Consider the following 20,187-nt stretch of genomic DNA (forward strand, 5'->3'; position numbering starts at 1 on the left):
TACGGATGATATGCGCATCGGACAGGGCTACGACATCCACCGACTGGTCGAGGGGCGACGCTTGATCCTCGGGGGCGTCGAGATCTCCGGCGAAATTGGCCTGGACGGTCACTCCGATGCCGACGTGCTCGCGCACGCGGTGGGCGATGCCCTGCTCGGCGCGATTGCAGCGGGCGATCTGGGTACGCATTTCCCGTCCGGCGACGAGCGCTGGCGAGATGCTTCAGGGACCCGCCTGCTCACTCATATCCAAGCGTTGGTCGACGCTGCCGGATTCGCGCTCGGCAACGCCGATGCTACGTTGATCGCGGAACGGCCCCGTCTTGCTGCGGTGCTACCGCAGATCCGCAAGGGCCTGGCCGAGATGCTCGCGGTAGACATCGAGCGCGTGAACATCGCGATCAAGAGTCACGACGGACTGGGTGCGATTGGTCGAGGAGAGGGTATTGCGGCGCAGGCCGTCGTCTTGCTCCGGCGGAAGGACACGTGACGCAGCTTCGCTTGTACAACACGCTGACTCGAATGAAAGAGGGATTCGCACCGCTTGAGAGTGGTGCGGTGCGCGTGTACACCTGCGGGCCCACGGTCTACAGCCGCCAACATATCGGGAATCTGCGGACCTATGTCTTCAGCGATCTCCTGGTCCGCGGACTGCGCATGTTTGGCTTCGAAGTGAAACAGGTGATCAATATTACCGACGTCGGACATCTGACTGACGATTCCGACGACGGTGAAGACAAGATGGAGCAGGCCGCCGCCGCCAGTGGAGAGACGGCCTGGGACGTCGCCGAAAGGTGGACGACGATCTTTCGCGAGGACCTCGCGAAGATGAACATCGGAGAACCCGCGATCTGGTGCAAGGCGACCGATCACATCGCCGAGCAGATCGAGATGATCGAGAAACTCGAAGGAAAGGGTTTCATCTACACCACGGACGATGGTGTGTACTTCGACACCGCCAAGGATCCTCACTACGGCGAACTGGCCCGGCTCGATATCGAGTCGCAGCAATCACAGGATCGCATTGAGGGTGCGTCGCAAAAACGCAACCGTGGAGACTTCGCACTCTGGAAGAAGTCTCCCGAAGATGGACCTCGACGTCAGATGGAATGGGACAGTCCCTGGGGGCGCGGTTTTCCCGGCTGGCACATCGAGTGCTCAGCCATGAGTACGAAGTATCTGGGAGAGCAGTTCGACATCCATACCGGCGGAGTCGATCACGTTCCCGTTCACCATCCCAATGAGATCGCGCAGTCAGAGAACGCGCTCGGCGTGCGCCCCTGGGTGCGCTTCTGGCTGCACGGCGGTTGGTTGATGTTCGACGGCGAGAAGATGTCGAAATCCAAGGGCGGAATTCTCGCACTCGACGAACTGGAAGAGCGCGGTATTGAACCGCTGGCCTATCGCTACTTTCTGCTGAACGGACACTACCGACAGCAGCTCAGCTTCAACGACGAAGGGATCGAGGGAGCGAAGACCGCGTACCGCAGACTGCACCGACGCGCCGCAGAGATTCGCCAGGCTGACGACAGCGCGGGTGGGGATCGGGTCGCCGGATTTCGCGAGCGCTTCGTCGAAGCGATCAGCGATGATTTGAATGCACCGCGCGCCCTGGCTGTTACCTGGGAAGTCGTGCGCAGTGATGTACTGGGCTCCCGTGAGAAGGCGGGTCTGCTCGCCGAGTTCGATCAGGTGCTCGGACTCGATCTGGCCCAGGCTGAGGTCGCCGCGGGGGAGAGCGATGAACGCATCGACGCACTCGTGAGGGGCCGCGACGAAGCGCGTGCGGCCCGCGACTGGGCGCGAGCCGACGAGATTCGCGATCAGTTGCAGGCCGAAGGCATCGTACTCGAGGATTCGCCCGACGGGACGCGCTGGCACCGTGCCTGATTTCGAGGTGGTCAGTGGCTACAAGCCCTGTGGAGATCAACCGCAGGCGATCGAGCAGCTGGTCGATGGCATCAGGCGTGGATTGTCCCACCAGACCTTGCTGGGAATTACCGGAAGCGGCAAGACGGCCACGATTTCCTGGGTCATCGAAAAGCTGCAACGCCCCGCACTGGTCATGGCGCCAAACAAGACCCTGGCCGCCCAGCTCTACGGCGAATTCAAGAAACTGTTTCCCCACAACGCCGTCGAGTATTTCGTTTCGTACTACGACTACTATCAGCCCGAAGCCTATCTTCCCACCACGGACACGTTCATCGAGAAGGACTCCTCGATCAATGAGGAAATCGACCGGATGCGGCACTCCGCCACCCGTTCGGTTTTGTCGCGACGGGATGTGATCGTGGTGGCATCGGTTTCCTGCATCTTCGGCCTGGGATCGCCCGAGACCTACGAAGAGATGCACACCTATGTGCAACGGGGCGACACGCTCAATCGCGACGAGTTCCTGAAGAAACTCGTCAATATGCTCTATGATCGGAATGACTATGACTTCCACCGGGGCACGTTCCGTGTTCGGGGCGATTCCGTCGAAGTATTTCCCGCGTACGAAGATGCACGGGCGATCCGAATAGAGTTTTTTGGCGATGAGGTCGAATCGATCACCGAGATCGATCCTTTGCGTGGGCTCGTTCTGTCGAGACCCAGTGGCATGGTGATCTTTCCCAATAGCCATTACGTGTCGACGCAGGACCGCATTCGCAAAGCGATTGCGGGAATCCGCTCTGAACTCGACGAGCGCATCCAGCACTTCCGCGGGGAAGACAAGCTGCTCGAAGCCCAGCGAATCGAGCAGCGCACCATGTACGACATCGAGATGTTGTCGGAGATGGGCTTCTGTCACGGTGTCGAGAACTACTCGCGTTGGCTCGACGGACGCTCTCCGGGTGAGACGCCCAGCACGCTGCTCAATTTCTACCCGGACGACTTCGTGTGCTTCGTGGACGAAAGCCATGTCACCGTGCCACAGATCGGTGGCATGTATCGAGGAGACCGGAGGCGCAAGGAGACTCTTGTGGACTACGGCTTCCGCCTGCCTTCTGCGCTGGATAATCGGCCGCTGCGCTCAGAGGAGTGGGAGAAGCGCGTGAATCAGGTGGTCTTCGTTTCGGCCACACCGGGCGAAACAGAATTGCACGCCAGTAAGGGCGTCGTGGCCGAGCAGGTCATCCGGCCGACCGGACTCCAGGATCCCGAGGTCGTGATCCAGCCGGCCAGGAATCAGGTCGAGGATCTGATCGGCGAGATTCGCGAGCGCGTTTCCTGGGGCCATCGCGTTCTGGTCACGACCCTGACCAAACGCATGTCCGAAGAACTTACGAACTACTACGAAGAACTGGGCATTCGCGTCCGTTATCTCCATTCCGAGATTCCGACGATCGAACGCACCGAGATCCTGCGAGATCTGCGGGCCGGTGAATTCGACGTACTAGTCGGGATCAATCTCCTGCGCGAGGGTCTCAACCTGCCCGAAGTCTCCCTGGTTGCGATCCTCGATGCCGACAAAGAGGGCTTTCTGCGCTCGACGCGATCTCTGATTCAGACGATCGGGCGCGCGGCTCGAAACGTGCGCGGCAAGGTGATCCTGTTTGCCGACAAACAGACCGACTCGATCCGAGAGGCCGTTTCCGAAACGAATCGACGTCGCGAAATTCAAGCGGCCTATAACGAAGAGCACGGCATTACTCCCACCAGTGTGGAAGCGGAAATATCCAGTCTGAGCGACAGTCTGTACGAGGCGGACTATGTGACCGTCGACGCTGTGTCCGATCGGGAGATGTCGGTCGACGAGCGCGGTGCCAAGGTCGAAGAGTTGCGCAGCGCCATGCGCAAGGCGGCAGAGGATCTGGACTACGAACGCGCGGCCCAGATGCGCGACGAGATCCACAAACTCGAAGAGGGTGCGCTCATGGCCGGTTTCGAAGCGCCTTCCAGAATCGGAAACAGCAAACCCGGCAAGGGGCGCGGCCGCGGGCGTCGACGCCGGTGAGTGAAGGCCCGCTCGAGGAGCGCCAGGCGGCGCTGCAGGAGCGGATCCAGGCGCTCCCCGCATCGTCTGGCGTCTACCTGTTCCGCGACGTGAAAGGCGTCGTGCTGTACGTGGGCAAAGCGCAGAGCCTGCGGGTTCGCGTGCGGAACTACTTTTCGGCTGCCGGTGATGGACGTCTGACTCTGAAATACCTGGTGCCGCGTATCGCCGATGTCGAAGTCGTCGCCACGTCCAGTGTCAAAGAGGCTTTGCTGCTCGAAAACGAGCTGATCAAGAAACACAAGCCGCGCTTCAACGTCCGGCTGCGCGACGACAAGAACTATCTGGCACTTCGCCTCGATCCGCGCGAAAACTATCCGCGCTTCACGGAGACTCGCAAGTTCCTGCGCGACGGTGCGCTGTACTTCGGTCCGTATACGTCCAGTCGATCGCTGCGCGACACCCTGGATTCACTGCAGCGCCTGTTTCCGTTGCGTACCTGTTCGGATTCGGGTTTCAAGAGTTACCAACGTCGCGGGCGCCCTTGTCTCGAACACGCCGTGGGCCGCTGCGCGGGGCCCTGTTGCGGACTGATAGAAGAAGACGCGTATGAAGACCTGGTCAAGTCGGCCACTTTGTTCATGCGCGGTCGTGCGGACGATGTCGTCGGAGATCTTCGCCAGCGCATGGAAGAAGCTGCGCAAGCAGAGCGTTTCGAAGAAGCCAGCCGCTTTCGCGATCGATTGCAGGCGATCGAACGAACTGTGGAACACCAGTCCATGATCTCTACGCAGTTTACCGATCGCGACGTGTTTGCAATGGCTCGCGAGGGCAATCAACTCGAGATCCAACTCCTGCACGTGCGCATGGGAAAGCTCCTGGGGGGGAGTTCGCACAGCTTTCGCGATGTGCGAATCGACGACGCCGAAGCGCTCGATTCCTTCCTTTCGCAATACTACAGCGGAGATCGCGACCTTCCGCTCGAAGTCCTGTTGCCGCTCGAAGTAGAGGGCCGGGAGTTTTTCGAGACCGCCTGGCGAGAACGCGCGGGCCGGGCCGTGAAACTGCTCGTGCCAAAACGCGGGGAAGGGCGCCGTCTGGTCGAGATGGCTCAGCGAAATGCCGCACTCGCACTCACGGAGCGCACGCGAAGGGAGCGCAATGCCGACGAGTTGCTCGAGGCCTTGAAAGAAGTGCTCCGCCTGGATCGCATCCCCGAGCGCATCGAGTGCTACGACATCTCGCACCTACAGGGAGCGCTCACGGTGGCTTCGCGCGTGGTCTTCGTGGATGGCGATCCCCACAAGGACGGCTATCGGCGCTACAAGTTGCGCGAGACCCAGCCCGGTGACGACTACGGGGCCATGCGTGAAGTCCTGGGGCGTCGCCTGGCCAGGCGCGATACCGATCCTGTGCCCGACCTGCTCCTGCTCGACGGAGGCAAGGGGCAGTTGGGCATCGCGCGGGCTCTGGTCGAGGATCTGCAGATCGAAGGTCTGTCGCTGGCTTCTCTGGCCAAGGAGCGCGACGACGAATCGCCATCCCCACGCGTGATGCGCCACGGAGGGGCCAAGCGCGAGAGAGTCTTTTTGCCGAATGTGAAGGACCCCATCCTCCTGCCCGCAGATTCACCGGCGTTGATGCTCCTGCAGCGCGTGCGCGATGAATCTCATCGTTTCGCGATCCGCTATCACCGCGAATTGCGCAGCAAGGCGCAGTTTCGTTCGATCCTGGACGAGTTGCCGGGGATCGGCCCGGTCAAGCGTCGTTCGCTCCTGCGCACGCTGGGTAGCCTGGAGCGGATTCGCAACTCCAGCGCAGAAGAACTGGCGGCGGTTCCCAAGATCAGCCAGGCCGATGGGCAACTCATCCATCGCTTCTTTCGCGCGGCAACAGACGACACATCGGTCAAGAATCCCGAACGCGAGCCCGATCCCATACAGGTAGAGGGCGGCGAGTCAAAAGGCGGCGGCGAGTCCGAGCGGAAGCCGCCGGAATCGGGCTCGGACGACTGAAACGCCCGTTCTCGGGGGCAATCGATGCGTCAAATAGCCAAGGTTTCGTTGCAGTTGCTGGCGATCTGCGCGCTGGCTGCGCCCGTTCATGCAGATCTCTACCAGTGGGTCGATGCGGACGGAAAGCTCCACTTCACCGATGACCCGACGACGGTCCCGCGGGACTACCGAAAAGATGCGCGGCGCGAAGATCCGTCTTCGATGCGCAAGGGCGGTTGGAACACCCTGAAGATCGAGCTTCCGAAACCCGCAACGAGCATGCGTTCCGCGCCTCCTCACTCTCGTTCCGCCAAGGCCGGCAAGAAGCATGTGATCGGCGTGCAACGCGGTGCGAACGAGATCCGTTTGATTGCGAGACTCGATGGAAACGTCGATGCGCATTTCATCGCGGACACCGGTGCGTCCATAAACACGATGCCTCTGTCGGTTGCCAAGCAGCTGGACATCGAAATCGGTTTCGATACGCCCCGGATCAACGTGGTCGGTGTGGGTGGAAAGCCGATCGAAGCGCCTCTGGTGCGGATCGATTCCATTCAGGTCGGGTCCGCCATCGTTCGCAATATCGAGATTGTGGTTCTCGATACCATGAGCACAGGATTGCTCGGAATGCCGTTTTTCAACCACTTCAAGGTCGAGATCGATCCCTCTGTGGGAACGCTGACGCTGACGGAGTTGCAGGGGAGCGATGGGGCTCCGAGTGGCCGCGACAGGGCCGCCTGGCGGCAGCGCTATCGGCAACTTCACCGCCGCCAGGACGCGGTCGAGGAGCAACGCGAGAAGGTTCTGCCGGAGTATGCGACGGCCTCGGAGCCTTTCCTTGAGCGCCTCGAGCTTGCGGAGCAGCAGATCGAAGAGGAACTGGCGAATCTGGACGATGAAGCGGCGCGCGCTGGCATCCCCGCTTCCTGGCGTGAGTAGATTCGTCCCCTGTTGGTGAACCCGTCTTCCCCACAGACTGGAATTCTCTCGCCGCGGCCGGTCTTCACCTCCACGCAACTCCGCTTGCAAATAGCCGGATGTCTGTCAGACACGGGATCGAGTCGCGAGGTCCGGGAGCTTGGCACCTGGCTTGCTTAGTACGAAGCCATGTCGTTGTTCACAAAGAAGCTGGTTCAGGTATTGGAGGACAGGTTCCAGGTTGCGCCGGAGTTTTCGGCTCACCTGGTTCCACTATTCGAGCGCTTCGCTGAGCGGCGGCCCAGTCCCGCTGAGTGGGAAGACGTTCTTTCGCGGGTTGCAGCCGCCTATCATGCGAACCAGGAGTCCCAGATTCCTGTCGCCGCCGTAGGGGAAGCATCCGAGCTGATCAGGCAGTTCCTGGGGGAGGTCAAGAAGATCGACGAGAGCTTGAAGGTTCTCGGCAGCTATCTTCAAAGACTTCGCCAACATCTGGATAAGCCTGAGGCTGCACGCGTCGTTCATTAGTTGCTCCCCCTAGGTGGCATCGTGAACAGGAACTGACCCCGGTCCCGGGGACCACATGGGCTGAGTCGTCTCCCGCTCCTGCGCTTGACCGTGCCGTTTGCGCTGGGTGTCTTCGTCGAAGACACGCTGATGGCACCGATTCGCCTCTGCCTGGTCCTCTGTTTGGTCGCGGGAGTCCTTTGGATTCTTCGTCGCTCTTCCGCCTGCGCGGAAATCTCGCTCGGTATCGGGTTGGGAGCGCTTGCGCTTGCGCTGCGCCTTCACGCGCCCGTTCCGATTCCCGATCCGGGGCATACGGTTCTGAGTCTGCTCGAAGCCCCGGTGCGCGATGCCTTCGGCTGTCGCGCTCTCGCACACGCTCACTCCACACATCCTGGTCGGATCTCTCTGCGCCTGCCAGAAGACGCGTGCCATCTCCTGCCCGGTCAACGAGTCGCGGCGCACGTGGAGTTCGAACGACCTAGACCTCAAACCAATCCAGGTGGTTCGGACCGTCGCAGGCGCCTGGCCCGGCGCGGCGTGCACGTGACCGGTCGGATTACTTCAGGCCGATGGGTGTTGCTGGCGAGCGGATCGCCAGGCGTGCCGGCCCTTCTGGAACGAGCCAGGCGAGCGATCGGAAACGCACTCGATCCAATCGATCAATCGCGCCGTTCGAGCGCTTTGTTGCGCGCGCTCGCGACGGGCGATCGACAGCGACTCGATTTCGAAACACGCTCCGCTTTTTCCCGTTCCGGAACGGCGCATCTGCTCGCGGTATCGGGCCTGCACGTCGGCTGGGTTCTGGCACTGGTGCACGGGATCGGTCTGCGAATCCTCCGGCATTCTTCGCGACTCTTCATCTTGCGTCGAGCGGGCTCGCTCGCGCAGATTGCAGGTGTATCCTGCGCATGTCTGTACGCGGCGTTGTCCGGATTCGGCGTTCCTTCGTTGCGCGCGGCGACCATGGCCTTCGCCGGTGCGCTCGCCATCTCACGCGGACGCTCTCCCGCTGGCGCGAATGCGCTCGCGTTCGCCTGTCTGGTCGTTCTGGCGACGGACCCGGGTTCGCTCTTTGACGCCGGTTTTGCGCTCTCCTTTTGCGCAGTTGCGGGTCTGCTTCTCTGGCGGCCTCCGACCGCTGCATTCTCCGGACTCGTGCATTGCACGCTCGCCGCCACGTTGGCCACCGCGCCTCTGGTGGTGGCGATCGGCGCACCACTACCGCGCGATGCGCTGGCTGCCAATGCCGTCGCGGTTCCGTATTTTGGACTCGTGGTCGTACCGGCCGCTCTGCTCACGGGTGCGGCCGGGGCGCTGTTTCCGGATCTGTCGGGTGGATTCTCGACAACGGCCCGCGTCGCAGCGGAGTTCGGAATCGAGCTGATCACGTGGCTGGAAAGTCCGGATCTGAGTCGAGCGCTCGGTGGGGCCGTTGAACTGGCCGCCGCTGTGTCGCTATCGGGCTTTGCGCTGCGCCTGTTGCTCGTCCAGCGACTCGTGCCCGCGACTCTCTGCATCGCGGGCGCCGCGGGTGGGCTCGTCCTCGCAGCGATGGACGGCCCGCGACCGAATGACACGACTTCCGCGCTCTTCTTTGACGTGGGTCACGGTGATGCCGTTCTATTGCGTGATTCGGAACACGCCTGGCTTGTGGATGCGGGCCCGCGAGTCGGTGCTTTCGACGCGGGCCGTCACGTACTCGCGCCCGGTCTGCGCGCGCTTGGAGTGCGGAGGCTCGATGTCCTCGCAATCACTCATGCCGACAACGATCATATCGGCGGAGCTCGCAGCGTGATCCAGAGTCTTGCTGTGGGCGAGCTATGGCTGACCCGACTCGCATTGGAGTCAGAAGCGGCCGGTCCGTTGCGAGATGCCGCCGCTGCGCGGGGGATTCCGATTCGTGTCGTGGCGGCCGGGCAGAAGCAGGGCGATGAACGCGTGAGTCTGCAGGTGCTCTGGCCGGTATCTGAATTGCTGGATGTCTCGTCCAATCTCGGATCGCTCGTCTTGCGCTTCGAAACTCCGGGCGGATGCACCTTTCTGTCCGGCGATCTGCCTGTCCGTGCCGAGCGCACGCTCGCCGCAATGCAAACTCCTTGTTCGTTGCTGAAGCTCGGGCATCACGGCAGTCGGACGTCGAGCGATCCGCTCTTGCTCGACGCACTCTCACCGCTGGCGGCGGTTGCCAGTTCGGGCCGGCGCAGGCGGGCCGAACTGCCTCATCGGAGCGTGCGCACCCGGCTCGCGGAGCGCTCAATTCCGCTCTGGATCACGCGGCGCCATGGAGCGATTGAAGCTCGTATGAAAGCGGGAGGTTTGGTCATACTGCCGTTTCTGTCCGCTCCGATCGAAGAGTTGACGGCCTGCAGTACTCGTTCGGGGGCTCTACACTGCCGGGATGGCCAAGCGACCCCCAGATCAGGACCCCGATGAGTGGAAGGAAGCTCGCACCCGACACTGGTCTCGGGTCAACTGGATTCTCAATATTGCGATGATCGCGGTGGTCACCCTGGTACTGGTCCGAAACTGCAATTGAGGTGCGCCCGGATCCCTAGGTCTTTTCGTCGACGATGTGTCGCGCGGCTTCGAGCAGATCCCGTGCAACCAGAATGCGATCCTCTGGTGTGGGCTGCTCCGCACCCTTGCCCGTCAGCACGAGTGCTCCCTTGCAGCCGCAGGCTTCGGCCAGTTCGAGGTCCGAGGTCTTGTCGCCAATCACCCAGCTGCTCGCCAGATCCGCCTCGAGTTCTCGCACGGCGCGCTCGATCAGGCCCGGCGCTGGCTTGCGACAGGTGCAGGCCTCGACCGGAGCGTGCGGGCAGACGTAGAGTCCGTCGAGTTCGATGCCTCCCGCCGCCAGGTCCGAGCGCAGGCGTTCGTGGAAGCGCTCCATTTCCGACATCTCGAACAAGCCGCGCCCGACTCCGGACTGATTGGTCACGATGGCCAGGCCGAACCCCGCACCGCGAAACAGGTGCAGGGCGTCGAGTGCACCGGGCAGGAGTACACAGTCCTGAACTCGATGTGCGTAATGCCGATCCTCGATCAGCGTACCGTCGCGATCCAGGAAGATGAACGGCCGGCTCATTGCGAAACGCCTCCAGAGGGACAGGTTTCGGGTCGGCGCCCGGGTTTGTCGCGATGGGCGGCGATGAAAATCGCGAGATTGTCCACGCCTTCGAACTCCGCTTCGAAGCAGGGCAGGTCGCCCAGATAGGTCTGCATCGCGACCACGTAGGCGTTGGAAAGCTCGCGGGTCTTGAAGCCGGAGTAGCGCTGCGTTTCCCATTCCTGCGCTTCGAACAACGCACCCTGATAACGAGCAAAGACCTCGCCGCGTTCGCGGATCGCTTGTTCGACGTCTTCGCTCCGCTCGTAGAGTGCTTGCAGATCGCTGCGCAATGCGTGCAGTAGTTCTGCGAAGCGCTGATCGTCGCGAAAGCTGCGCTGGGCGCTTGCGACTCGTTCTGGCTTCTCGGCAAAGAAGGCCAGCGTCGCGCGGTGGGCGATGAAGGTTGCCAGGGATTCGTTATAGGCGGAGTCACCCGACACGAATACGGTCTCGTGAACCAGTTCGTGAAGCACGGTGTCGATGATGGCCCAGTCGGGCCAGCTCAGCATGGTGCGCGGAATCGGATCGTCAAAATAGCCGAGCGTGCTGTACAGCGCGGCGCTGCGCACATAGATATCCAATCCGTCGCCTTCCAGTTCCCGGGAGAAGCGTTGGGCGCGCGCGGGGTCGAAGAAGCTGCGATAGGCCATACTGCCTACGATCGGAAACCACCACGTGACCGCCTCGATCCGATCGGGAGGTGAAGCGACCGCCACCTGCAGGGCTTCATCCGGGGCGCGGTCGAGCAGATGTCGGTAGCTTGTGGTGGGAGCGAGTCCCAGGGATTGGCCGTAACGCAGACCGGTTTGCAGGAGTTCGAGTGAATCGCGCTCACCGGCAGACAAGCTGGCGATGCGGTTTTCGTCGAGTGGTTCGCGATCCAGCAATACCCGAACCTGACCGACACCCAGATGCGCGAGATAGCCCACACCACAACCCGTCGAGTAGAGTGTGAGAAGCGAGAATGCCACGAGCGTTGAGTAGCGCCGGACCGGAGTGCGATGTCTTTCGCATCGAAAGCCCGGTTTCGGAATCCGAAAACCTCGTAGCCGAACTCCACTCACTGGGGACCTCGGGCATCGAGGAGCGCATCGTTTCGGGCGATCTCGAACGCGTAGTTCTGCTCGCCTATTTTTCGGCAGATCTCGAGGTCGAAGAGGCCCTGCGAACACTGGCCGATTCTCAGGTGCAGATTGCAATCTCGGGTCCCGAACGAGTTCCGGAAACCGATTGGGAAGTCGAGTGGCGTCGGGGCCTGGCCCCGCGTCGAGTGGCGGGCCTGTGGATCCGGCCTTCCTGGTGTGATTCCCCGGGGACCCCCGAGATCGTCATCGACCCGCAACAGGCTTTTGGATCGGGCGAGCATGCCTCGACGCGACTCGCGCTCGAACTGGTGCTCGAGGAGTTGCGGAGCGGTGACGAACTGCTCGATGTGGGTAGCGGCAGCGGGATTCTCTCGCTCGCCGCCTTGCGACTCGGCGCGCAGCGGGCGACGGGAATCGATTTCGATCCCGCAGCCTGTCGGAACGCCGCCGAGAATCGAATGCGCAATCGGCTGCCTTGTGAATTCGTGTGTGGCACGCTGGCGGCGATCGATGCCGACGCGCGCTTCGACCTGGTCGTGTGCAATATGCTCCTCGGGCGCATGGAGCCGTGGTTCGAGCGCATCTGTGCCCACGCCACTCGAAGTCTCGTTCTCTCCGGCTATCTGGAGTCGGAGTGCAAGCCTCTCGACGAATTCTGCGAGCGCGCGGGTTGGCGAACTCGACGAGAGTTGAAGGAAACGCAATCGGGCGATACCTGGTGTGCGCGAAGTCTGACTCACGCGCGCGCCCGATAATCGTCGAGTAGTTCGCCGAGGGTTTCCTTCAGCGAAAAGCGCGCCGTCCAGCCCAGATTGCACAGGCGTGACGCATCTCCGGCCAACGCAATCTGCTGGCTGGATTCTCCGCGGTAGAGCTCGGGATCGACCTCGACCTCGGGTTGGGCATTGGAGTGAGCGAGAAGCAGATCGAGCACTGAGCGGATGGACCGCGCCTGGCCGCTGGCGATGTTGTACACGGCTCCCGATTCCCCGCGCTCCATGAGCAGAAGATAGGCGCTCACGACATCGCGCACATCGCTGAAGTCGCGCATCGCCTCCAGGTTGCCGACGCGGATCAGCGGATCTTGTTGTCCGCGTTCGATGCGCACGATCTGCCGCGCGAACGCACCTTCGGCGTAGTCGGGTGGACGACCTGGACCGGTGTGATTGAAGGGGCGGGCGCGTATCAGATACAGGCCCTGTTCGCGCGCAAAGCCCACGGCCAGTGCTTCGGCTGCGGCCTTGGTGGCGGCGTAGACGGATGCCGGCGCAAGCGCGGCTTCTTCCGTGTGTGGCGCGGCATCGGCCGATTGGTTTGGATACACCGCGCCCGTGCTCACGAGAAGCGTGCGCGAGCGCGGCGCGTGCGCGGCGAGTGCGCGCAGGAGATGCAACACCGAGTGCACGTTGACGCGCAGGGCTTCCAGCGGATCGGCGCGTGCTACCGACACCACGGCGATTCCGGCCAGGTGCAGAAGCCGGGTGGGTCGCTGTTCTTCGATCAGCGCATCGACTGCATCAGCATCGCGCAGATCGGTCTCGATCCAGTCGATGCCGAGTTCGGGGACGGGAACACCGGGCTTGTTGACGCCCACGACTTCGTGACCCGCACGCCGCAATCTCGGCACGAGCCACGAACCGACGAAACCGCCGGCACCGGTTACCAGGACTTTTTCCCCTCTCACAGGGAGAGAATTAGCACGCTCGGCCGCGTCTAACCGGACTGTTCCTCGGATTCGCCCGTGAGGCGCCGGGCCAACGCTTCGTAGTGCTCAGCGCGCTCTCCATCCTGGAAGGCGCGTCGGTAGACGACCGCCAGATTGCGAATTGCGGGCAGGTGCGAGGGATCGTGCTCCAGCGACTCCAGGAATAGCTCGAGCGCGCCCTCGAGGTCACCGCGTGTGGCGTGCAGGCGGCCCAGATTGTTGTAGGCCGCCGCGAAATCCGGACGGAATTCGATCGCCTGCTCGTAAGCCTCGATGGCTCGATCCGTCTTTCCGAGGCGCTCGTGAATCACACCCTTCTGAAACCAGGCTTCCGAGTACTCGGGCCATTTCTGGAGAGCGGACGAGAGCGCGTTCTGCGCATCGACGACGCGACCCATGCTCAGATAAGTGTCGGCTAAGCCAATATACGCGGGCCTGTAGATCGGCAGGATCGTGCGCGCCTTTTCGTAGTGCATCAATGCCAGTTCGAAATCACCGGATTCCCGGTAGGCGTTGGCCACTCCCTTGTGTGCGCGAACAGAGCGTGGATAGCGGTCGACCGCGTCCTGCCACAGGCTCAGTTCGCTGCTCCAGATGCGGTTGCGCAGCACCGTTGCCGAACCGAGCAACACCAGTACCCCTACGCCGAATGCGAGCATGGGTCGCCCCCAGCCCGGCTTGCGTGCGAGTTGCACTCCCAGCCCGGCCAGCGCCACGCAGATCCCCGCAGCGGGAAGGTAGAGGAAGCGCTCGGCAAAAACCTCGTGCCAGCGGATGAAGCCCATGGTCGGCGCCAGAAAGAGCAGGAACCAGATGCCGCCGAAACCGATCCAGTTCAGTCGCCAGAGGCCGATCGCCGTGAGCACCAAAAGTGCGATCAGCGTGCCGAGGTCCAGGACCTCGAGAGGAGTCCAACCCGGCGCCGCAATCTGCATCGCGTCGTAGAAGTAGTCGACCGATTGGCCAATGGGAACCAGCAACAGACGCGCACCGGTGCCGACCAGGCGCGCGCGATCCGTGAAACCGAGTTCCTCACCGTTCGCGTCGTAGTAGCTAGGGGAGCCGCCGCTTTCCTGCAGGTAGACGCTGAAGGTCGACTGGGAGACCAGCGCGGCGGACGCGATCAAGACCAATGCGATCGCGCCCAGATAGCGCAGTGGTTGCTCGCCCATGATGCGTCTTAGGGCGGTGGGCAGGTTCGCGCGCCCCTGGCCGGATTGTTCGCTCAGCCCGCGCCGATAGAGGTCGACCAGAATGAACCCCGCCACCGCGATGATGCCCACCTCTTTGGAGGCGATCGACAAATAGAGCGAAATCGCGGCCAGCGCGATCCAGCGGAATCCACCTGAACGGCGCGCGTGGTCCATCAGGAGTACGGCAAGGAGCGCGAAAAGCGCTGCGAGCAAGCCGCGCACACCCGAGGCCGGGGTCACGACATCTGTAAGTATGGGATGCACCGCGAAGAGTGCACCCGACCACCAACCCAGCCAGCGATCGCCTGATAACCTCGCGATCAGCGCGAAGAGCAGAATCGCTACACAAGCATGCAAGATGATATTCGTCGCGTGATAGAGCTCTGGCGCGGGGCCGGCCAGCGCCCATTGTGCAGCCTGGAGCGCCTTGCGGGTCCAGCGGGCGCGCAGGAAAAAGCCGCTTTCCTTGAGTCCGATCGCCGGGATCAGGTTGTCGAGTGAGCGGATCTCAGGATTCTGCAGGATCAACGGGATGTCGTCGTACAGAAATGGATTGGAGAGCGAATCCGCGTAGGCCAGAGAGGCCAGCACCAACAGAAGGACCGCCAGAAGCCAGGAAGGCAACGGGCGAAACCTGGCGGGCTTCACGACATCAGGCTGCGGTAAATTACTCACGGAGTATTTATACCACAGGTGTCCAGGGGGCGCGTGACTCCGAGTGGGTATCAAAAAGATCAGTATTGTCACTGAGTTATAGCTAGCGATGCACGGAGATGCCTGCGCGATTCCGGGGATTTGCTACGAAGTTTTTTCAATACATATTTCCCGAAATTCGGGTATACTGCCTCCGATTTTGCGTGGCTCCGTCGCCATTTCTGCGAGTCCCTCGGATAGATCGGCGGCGGGATCTGCAGCGGTCAGCAAGGGATTGCCACCTTTTTGATGGGGAAGCCACTCATCAATGCAGACGAATAGGTCGCTCTTGTGCCCCTGTCACAGGTCGCTGACTTTGCTGAATTGGACACAGGGTACTCGGTGGCCGGATGGATCGAGTTAGAGGGGGACTAAGAGGATGCAGAAGATGAAGCTGGGATTCGAAAGCAATTTTGTCCGCAGAGCGCGCACGTATGCGCTCGCTCTGCTTGGTGCGGCGCTGCTTCAGCCCGCTACGGCCAGTGCTCTTGGAGTGGACCTCACGCTCGAGTTTCCGAGCCAGGTCGTGCTCGGGTCATCCGTGGCCTTGCATGATGACTCTCCCGCGATCTCCACGCTTGCCATGACCCTTACCGGCAACACGCTTTCTTTCGACAACCTGCAGATTCACTCGACCAATGCCTCTGCGGTTTCGACGTACCAGTTCCTGGTTCTCGGTCCGGTTTCGGGTACGCTCAACGCGAACGGCTCCTATACTACGAATGCCTTCGACGTTCAGGTTACGAAGTACCAGACCGGTGGCGCCGGAACTCTCTGGACCGACACCATGACCGGCATTGTGCTGACCACCGAGAGTAGTTTTCGCGATTGCAACGACAACGGCAAAGACGCCACGTTCTTCGGTTCGCGATTGGGTGCGGCTGCGACCAACCACATCACTCTGGTTGGCACGGCCTGTCCGCAGGACTTCGGCGGCACGACGCTTCCCGAATTTCAGGACGCATCCTTCATGATGAGTCTGAACGGCGTCCTGCCGATCGTGCTCCCCGAGCCGAGTGTGGCTCTGCTCCTGGGTGCAACTCTGTTCGCGCTGGCCGTTCCGGTTCGGTCCCGTCACAAGTGACTTGGAACCAGGACTCGGGGCGTTGCCCGAGAGTCCTGGCTGCAGTCGCCCTCAGCGCTTCGGTTGCCCTGCTGTCTCCTTCGGGAGCTGCAGCCGGCGAATGCCCTTCGTTCGTCTCGAACTCGGAAGGGCTACCGACGCAAATCGAGTGGCGCACGCGGCCGGCTCTCGCCGACGTCAATAACGATGGACTACTGGACCTGGGAGCCAACCCGCGCAAGGGCGCACGGCCTTACGTCTGGCTTTCAAAACAGGACGGCAGCTGGGAAATGTCTTCACGCGGTCTGGCCACACCGGATTTCGACTGTGGCGTCGGCGTCGACTTTGCTGACGTAAATGGCGACGGTCACCAGGATCTCGGGGTTGCGGATCACTGCCAGGGGCTCTTCGTATTCATGGGTGACGGTACCGGCCGCTGGCGGATGGGCCGACGGCCCAATCCGGGCGGACACCAGAACTACGAGGACCTGACCTTCGGCGACATCAATGGCGATGGCCACCAGGACATCGTCGCGGTCGGCGCACTCAAGGGCGGTATGATCGCGTTGCTGGGCGACGGCAAGGGCGGCTGGAAACGCCACCTCGGGGAACTGCCACGCACGGGCTACGGCACGAACGTGATCCTGGACGATCTCAACGGAGACTCCGCACTCGACATCGTAGCGGCGTTTTCGCCCATGGCGCGACGGGGCCGCAAGTTGCACGCCGTCTGGTTGAGCAAGAACGCGGGCGAGAGCTTCGAGTCGGTCGAGACGGGCCTTCCCGACGAGGGTTCCTACTACGGTGTGGCCACGGGCGATGTGAATGGCGACGGCCACCGCGATCTGGCACTGGCGAGTAACCGGCGCTCCGACTGGTTCCCGCTGCGCGTACTGCGCGGAGATGGAACCGGCAAGAACTGGTCGCATCCGGCTCCAGGCCTTCCGGAACCGGGAACGGACGTCTTCTATGCAGTCGAACTCGTGGATATCAACGGAGATGGCCTGGATGATCTGATCGCGAGCCGTCACCATACCTCGGGAATCCGCCTCTGGCTGGCCAGCAAGGAAGGCCGTTGGAACGAGTGCACCGACACCGGATTGCCGAGCGATGGCGGTGAGGAGATGCGAGGTTGGGGGCTGGCCGTGGACGACGTCAACGGAGACGGGCTGAGAGACATCGTGTTTGCCCGCGGCCGTCAGAGCCACGGTGCGATTGAAACATGGATTCAAACAGGCAGCGTCCCGGCAGGCGCGGCCGGAGATTCGCAATAGAACACACGGAACGATGGACGGGGTGATATCGTTTTTCAGGCCGGTAATTCCGTCGCAAAGGCTCTGCCTCCAGAGGGCCAGCGACACCCGGTGCAGGCTGCATGCTCGCAGCCGCACCGACCGGGATTCCCGAACTATTTCCTTTACTTCTAGCTTTCCGATCGGGCATGATCGGTCGCGTTCGGAACGAAATCAGGTTCGAACGGCTGAGCTGGATATGCGGAGTTGGACTCGATGAGTTTTCGAAAAGTTTGCCTTCTGGGCATTCCACTCGTACTGCTGGCAGCAGCTGCGTTTGGATTTCAGCGCGCAGGTCTTTTCGACCTGTCAGATGTGCTGAGCTTCGGCGGCGAGGGACGCCTGACGCTCGATCCAGCGGAGATCGATTTCGGACCGGTGACCTTGGGAACGGGTTCGCGGGTGATCCAGGTACTGGCCATCAACGACGGTGACGAGCTTCTCTCCGTAGAGAGCGTGAGCGCCGAGGCACCCTTTCTCCCGGAAATGGATCCCTTCGAACTGGAGCCCGGCGACGCGCGTTTCTTCTCGGTCAGGGTCCTGCCGAAGCAGGCCGGCGAGATCAACGGCACGCTGACGGTCGAGACGTCCGAGGGCGGACACAAGGCGTCGCTCAGGGCGCTGGCGCAACTTCCTCCACGGATTTCCATCGAGCCCGCGTCGCTTTCGTTCGGAGCCGTGCAGTTGCTCGAAACGGCGACCGGTGTGATCACGATCAGCAATCACGGACAGGGAGACCTCGAAATCAACGCGACTTCTCCGAGCGTGTTCAAGTCGCACCTCGCGGACAAGCGGATTCCCGCGGGCGGCAAGACGACGCTGACCGTCGTGTTCAGCCCGGCCGAGGCCACCGAGTACATGATGAGTTTCACCGTGGTGGCCAATGACCCAGAACACGAGAAGACCGTGGTCGGCCTGAGCGGGAGTGGGGTCGAAGATCCCTTGAACCCAATCGCGAGTGCCAGCCCGGCTCAGCTGGATTTCGGCAAGGTGCCGGTCGGTTCCACGGAAACGCGCTGGATCAGCGTGAGCAACTCCGGAACGGATCCGCTCACCATCAATAGCACGAGGATTCCGGCACCGTACTCCACGTCCATTCAGGGGCGAATCATTGCGGCCGGTGAAACGCTCGGCTTCCCGATCAGCTACGCGCCGACCAACGATCAGACTCACTCCGGCACGCTCTCCATCCTTAGCAACGATTCCGTCCGCGGCCCGCTCGCGGTGTCTCTGACGGGGGAGGGCTATCCCGGAACTGCGGAGCAGCTTGCGGCCACCGGCTACCAGGCGCCGACCGAGGGTTCGACCAATCCGACCAAGTCGATTCTCGAGCGTCTGGCGCTGTACGGCGGCAGCAGCGAGGACACGCTCATGACCGACGAGAGCCTCGGAGACGCTGACGAAACTGTCGCGGCACACCGGTCGATTCTCGACGGAAGCCAGATCACGTATGGCGCGTACTACGCGAAAATCGACGACTTCCACATCGACAATGTGCGTTTTGGCGAAGCGACGATCGAGTTCGAGGGTGTGAATTTTCCCATTGTCAGCGGAGCGATCGGCTCGTACTGGGAGTTCGATCCGACCAGCGCGATCGGAACCGTCAGCGATAACGGCGATATCGGAAACATGACGATGTCGCTCACCGGAGTGGATCGGGGCAACTACCCACTGGCCGTGAACATCGAGTTCACCACGGGCACGACCCACTATCAGATTGGGGACGGCCAGTGGAAAACGATGACCGGGAGCGCGATCAATGAACGTGGCATATACACCGTGGTGGGTTCTGGAATGATGACACAGGGCGCGCTGAAGGGTGAGTGGGTTCGAGTCAAGATCAATGGGAATGTCAATACGGGTGAGATTGTGGTTGTTTCGGATGGGGGCGAATAACAAGTCGGGGAGATTCCCGGCGAAGTTTTCGATTTAGAGAGGAGCTGGATTATGCGGATGTTGGATTTGATGCTGAGTGGAACGTTGATGTTGGGTACGATGGCGCCGGGCCTGGGCTTTGCCGAAGAGGCCGGGGGCAGTGCGGCTACGCCGGCTGCGGCCAGTTCGGAGTTGAGTGAGCAGGAGGTTTTTCAGGCTCGGCTCAATGACTACTGGGAATCGAAGCTCAAAAACATCGCGAAGGTGTACACGTTCTATCAGCCGCATTCCGAAGGTGGCCCCAAGTTCACCAATGAGGTGTCTGAGGGTGGGTCCATCTTTCCGGAGAGTTTCGAGATCACGAAGGTCGAGGTGGACGGAGAGAAGGCGGATGTCGAGGTGGAGGTCGTCATGGACACCGAATCCGTCGGCGTGAAGCTCGCCCTGAAAGACCGCACCATGACTTTCAAGTCGAAGTGGTTCAAGTCGAAGACGGGTGTCTGGTACAAAGTGCCGGTCAAGCCGAAGGGCCTGCCGACCACGCAGCCGCGACGCAAGCCCGCGCCAGATCCGGCGCGAGTGGAGGAGGGCGCGAAGGCCGAATAGGCCAGTGGCCTGAAACGGCCCACTGCAAGCGAATTGCTCAGATTCGCACGGATGATTGTTCTGTTGTTGGATGCATGCTGATGCTGATGTTGGCGTAGCTACGCAATGGTGTGTGGTCACGTAAAGGGTGGGAAACCCTGTGGGTAGGAGAATGAAGATGAAGCGACTATTTCGCTCGATGATTGCTGGGGCCCTTGCGGTTCCGTTGCTGGTTGCAGCGGGTGC

The 20,187-nt window shown here is 61.7% G+C and carries 16 protein-coding genes; 12 read left to right on the top strand and 4 right to left on the bottom strand.

Translation table 11 applies throughout. The annotated features are described in order from the left end of the window. The first annotated feature begins 10 nt into the window (after positions 1 to 10). From GY725_00690 to GY725_00720, 7 genes are all read left to right on the top strand, one after another. Positions 11 to 490, top strand: coding sequence for a 2-C-methyl-D-erythritol 2,4-cyclodiphosphate synthase (locus tag GY725_00690; GenBank protein ID MCP4002686.1), 480 nt, complete (start codon positions 11 to 13; stop codon positions 488 to 490). Positions 491 to 522: 32 nt separating this feature from the next. Further along, on the top strand, positions 523 to 1,890 hold the full coding sequence (locus tag GY725_00695; protein ID MCP4002687.1) for a cysteine--tRNA ligase: 1,368 nt from the start codon (positions 523 to 525) through the stop codon (positions 1,888 to 1,890). Then, positions 1,883 to 3,937: an excinuclease ABC subunit UvrB gene (uvrB, locus tag GY725_00700; protein ID MCP4002688.1), complete on the top strand. Its 2,055-nt coding sequence runs from the start codon at positions 1,883 to 1,885 to the stop codon at positions 3,935 to 3,937. The genes GY725_00695 and uvrB overlap by 8 nt, the downstream gene beginning before the upstream one ends. Further along, positions 3,934 to 5,931 carry an excinuclease ABC subunit UvrC gene (gene uvrC / locus GY725_00705; GenBank protein MCP4002689.1) on the top strand — a complete coding sequence of 666 codons (1,998 nt, stop codon included), beginning with the start codon at positions 3,934 to 3,936 and terminating at the stop codon, positions 5,929 to 5,931. The genes uvrB and uvrC overlap by 4 nt, the downstream gene beginning before the upstream one ends. A gap of 24 nt (positions 5,932 to 5,955) precedes the next feature. Then, positions 5,956 to 6,849, top strand: a complete 894-nt coding sequence (locus GY725_00710; protein MCP4002690.1) for a DUF4124 domain-containing protein — start codon at positions 5,956 to 5,958, stop codon at positions 6,847 to 6,849. 168 nt (positions 6,850 to 7,017) lie between these two features. Then, positions 7,018 to 7,356: a hypothetical protein gene (locus tag GY725_00715; protein ID MCP4002691.1), complete on the top strand. Its 339-nt coding sequence runs from the start codon at positions 7,018 to 7,020 to the stop codon at positions 7,354 to 7,356. 84 nt (positions 7,357 to 7,440) lie between these two features. Further along, a complete protein-coding gene (locus GY725_00720; protein MCP4002692.1) occupies positions 7,441 to 9,771 on the top strand; it encodes a DNA internalization-related competence protein ComEC/Rec2 in 2,331 nt (776 codons plus the stop codon). A gap of 118 nt (positions 9,772 to 9,889) precedes the next feature. Here the strand turns inward: GY725_00720 and GY725_00725 are convergent, their stop codons facing one another. Then, positions 9,890 to 10,426, bottom strand: a complete 537-nt coding sequence (locus tag GY725_00725; GenBank protein ID MCP4002693.1) for an HAD family hydrolase — start codon at positions 10,424 to 10,426, stop codon at positions 9,890 to 9,892. Then, entirely contained in the window at positions 10,423 to 11,421 is a 999-nt protein-coding gene (locus GY725_00730; GenBank protein MCP4002694.1) for an aminopeptidase, read from the bottom strand. Before GY725_00730 ends, GY725_00725 begins: the two co-directional genes overlap by 4 nt. On the opposite strand from GY725_00730, the gene GY725_00735 reads away from it, so the two are divergent. Next, the gene (locus tag GY725_00735; protein ID MCP4002695.1) at positions 11,415 to 12,290 is read left to right on the top strand and encodes a methyltransferase domain-containing protein; all 876 of its coding nucleotides are present in this window, start codon (positions 11,415 to 11,417) and stop codon (positions 12,288 to 12,290) included. The two genes, GY725_00730 and GY725_00735, sit on opposite strands and share 7 nt — an antisense overlap. On the opposite strand, the gene GY725_00740 is transcribed toward GY725_00735, so the two are convergent. Then, a complete protein-coding gene (locus GY725_00740) occupies positions 12,272 to 13,219 on the bottom strand; it encodes an NAD-dependent epimerase/dehydratase family protein (protein MCP4002696.1) in 948 nt (315 codons plus the stop codon). The two genes, GY725_00735 and GY725_00740, sit on opposite strands and share 19 nt — an antisense overlap. Before the next feature lie 29 nt (positions 13,220 to 13,248). Then, on the bottom strand, positions 13,249 to 15,108 hold the full coding sequence (locus tag GY725_00745) for a tetratricopeptide repeat protein (GenBank protein ID MCP4002697.1): 1,860 nt from the start codon (positions 15,106 to 15,108) through the stop codon (positions 13,249 to 13,251). A gap of 406 nt (positions 15,109 to 15,514) precedes the next feature. On the opposite strand from GY725_00745, the gene GY725_00750 reads away from it, so the two are divergent. From GY725_00750 to GY725_00765, 4 genes are all read left to right on the top strand, one after another. After that, the gene (locus GY725_00750) at positions 15,515 to 16,210 is read left to right on the top strand and encodes a hypothetical protein (protein ID MCP4002698.1); all 696 of its coding nucleotides are present in this window, start codon (positions 15,515 to 15,517) and stop codon (positions 16,208 to 16,210) included. Then, entirely contained in the window at positions 16,207 to 17,463 is a 1,257-nt protein-coding gene (locus GY725_00755; protein MCP4002699.1) for a VCBS repeat-containing protein, read from the top strand. The genes GY725_00750 and GY725_00755 overlap by 4 nt, the downstream gene beginning before the upstream one ends. Positions 17,464 to 17,697: 234 nt before the next feature. Beyond that, positions 17,698 to 19,377 (top strand): choice-of-anchor D domain-containing protein, encoded by a 1,680-nt coding sequence (locus GY725_00760; protein MCP4002700.1) that lies wholly within the window; start codon positions 17,698 to 17,700, stop codon positions 19,375 to 19,377. A gap of 57 nt (positions 19,378 to 19,434) precedes the next feature. After that, entirely contained in the window at positions 19,435 to 19,962 is a 528-nt protein-coding gene (locus GY725_00765; GenBank protein MCP4002701.1) for a hypothetical protein, read from the top strand. Positions 19,963 to 20,187: the final 225 nt, after the last annotated feature.

Source organism: bacterium (genome assembly GCA_024226335.1).
In the GTDB taxonomy this organism is placed as follows: Bacteria; Myxococcota_A; UBA9160; order SZUA-336; family SZUA-336; genus JAAELY01.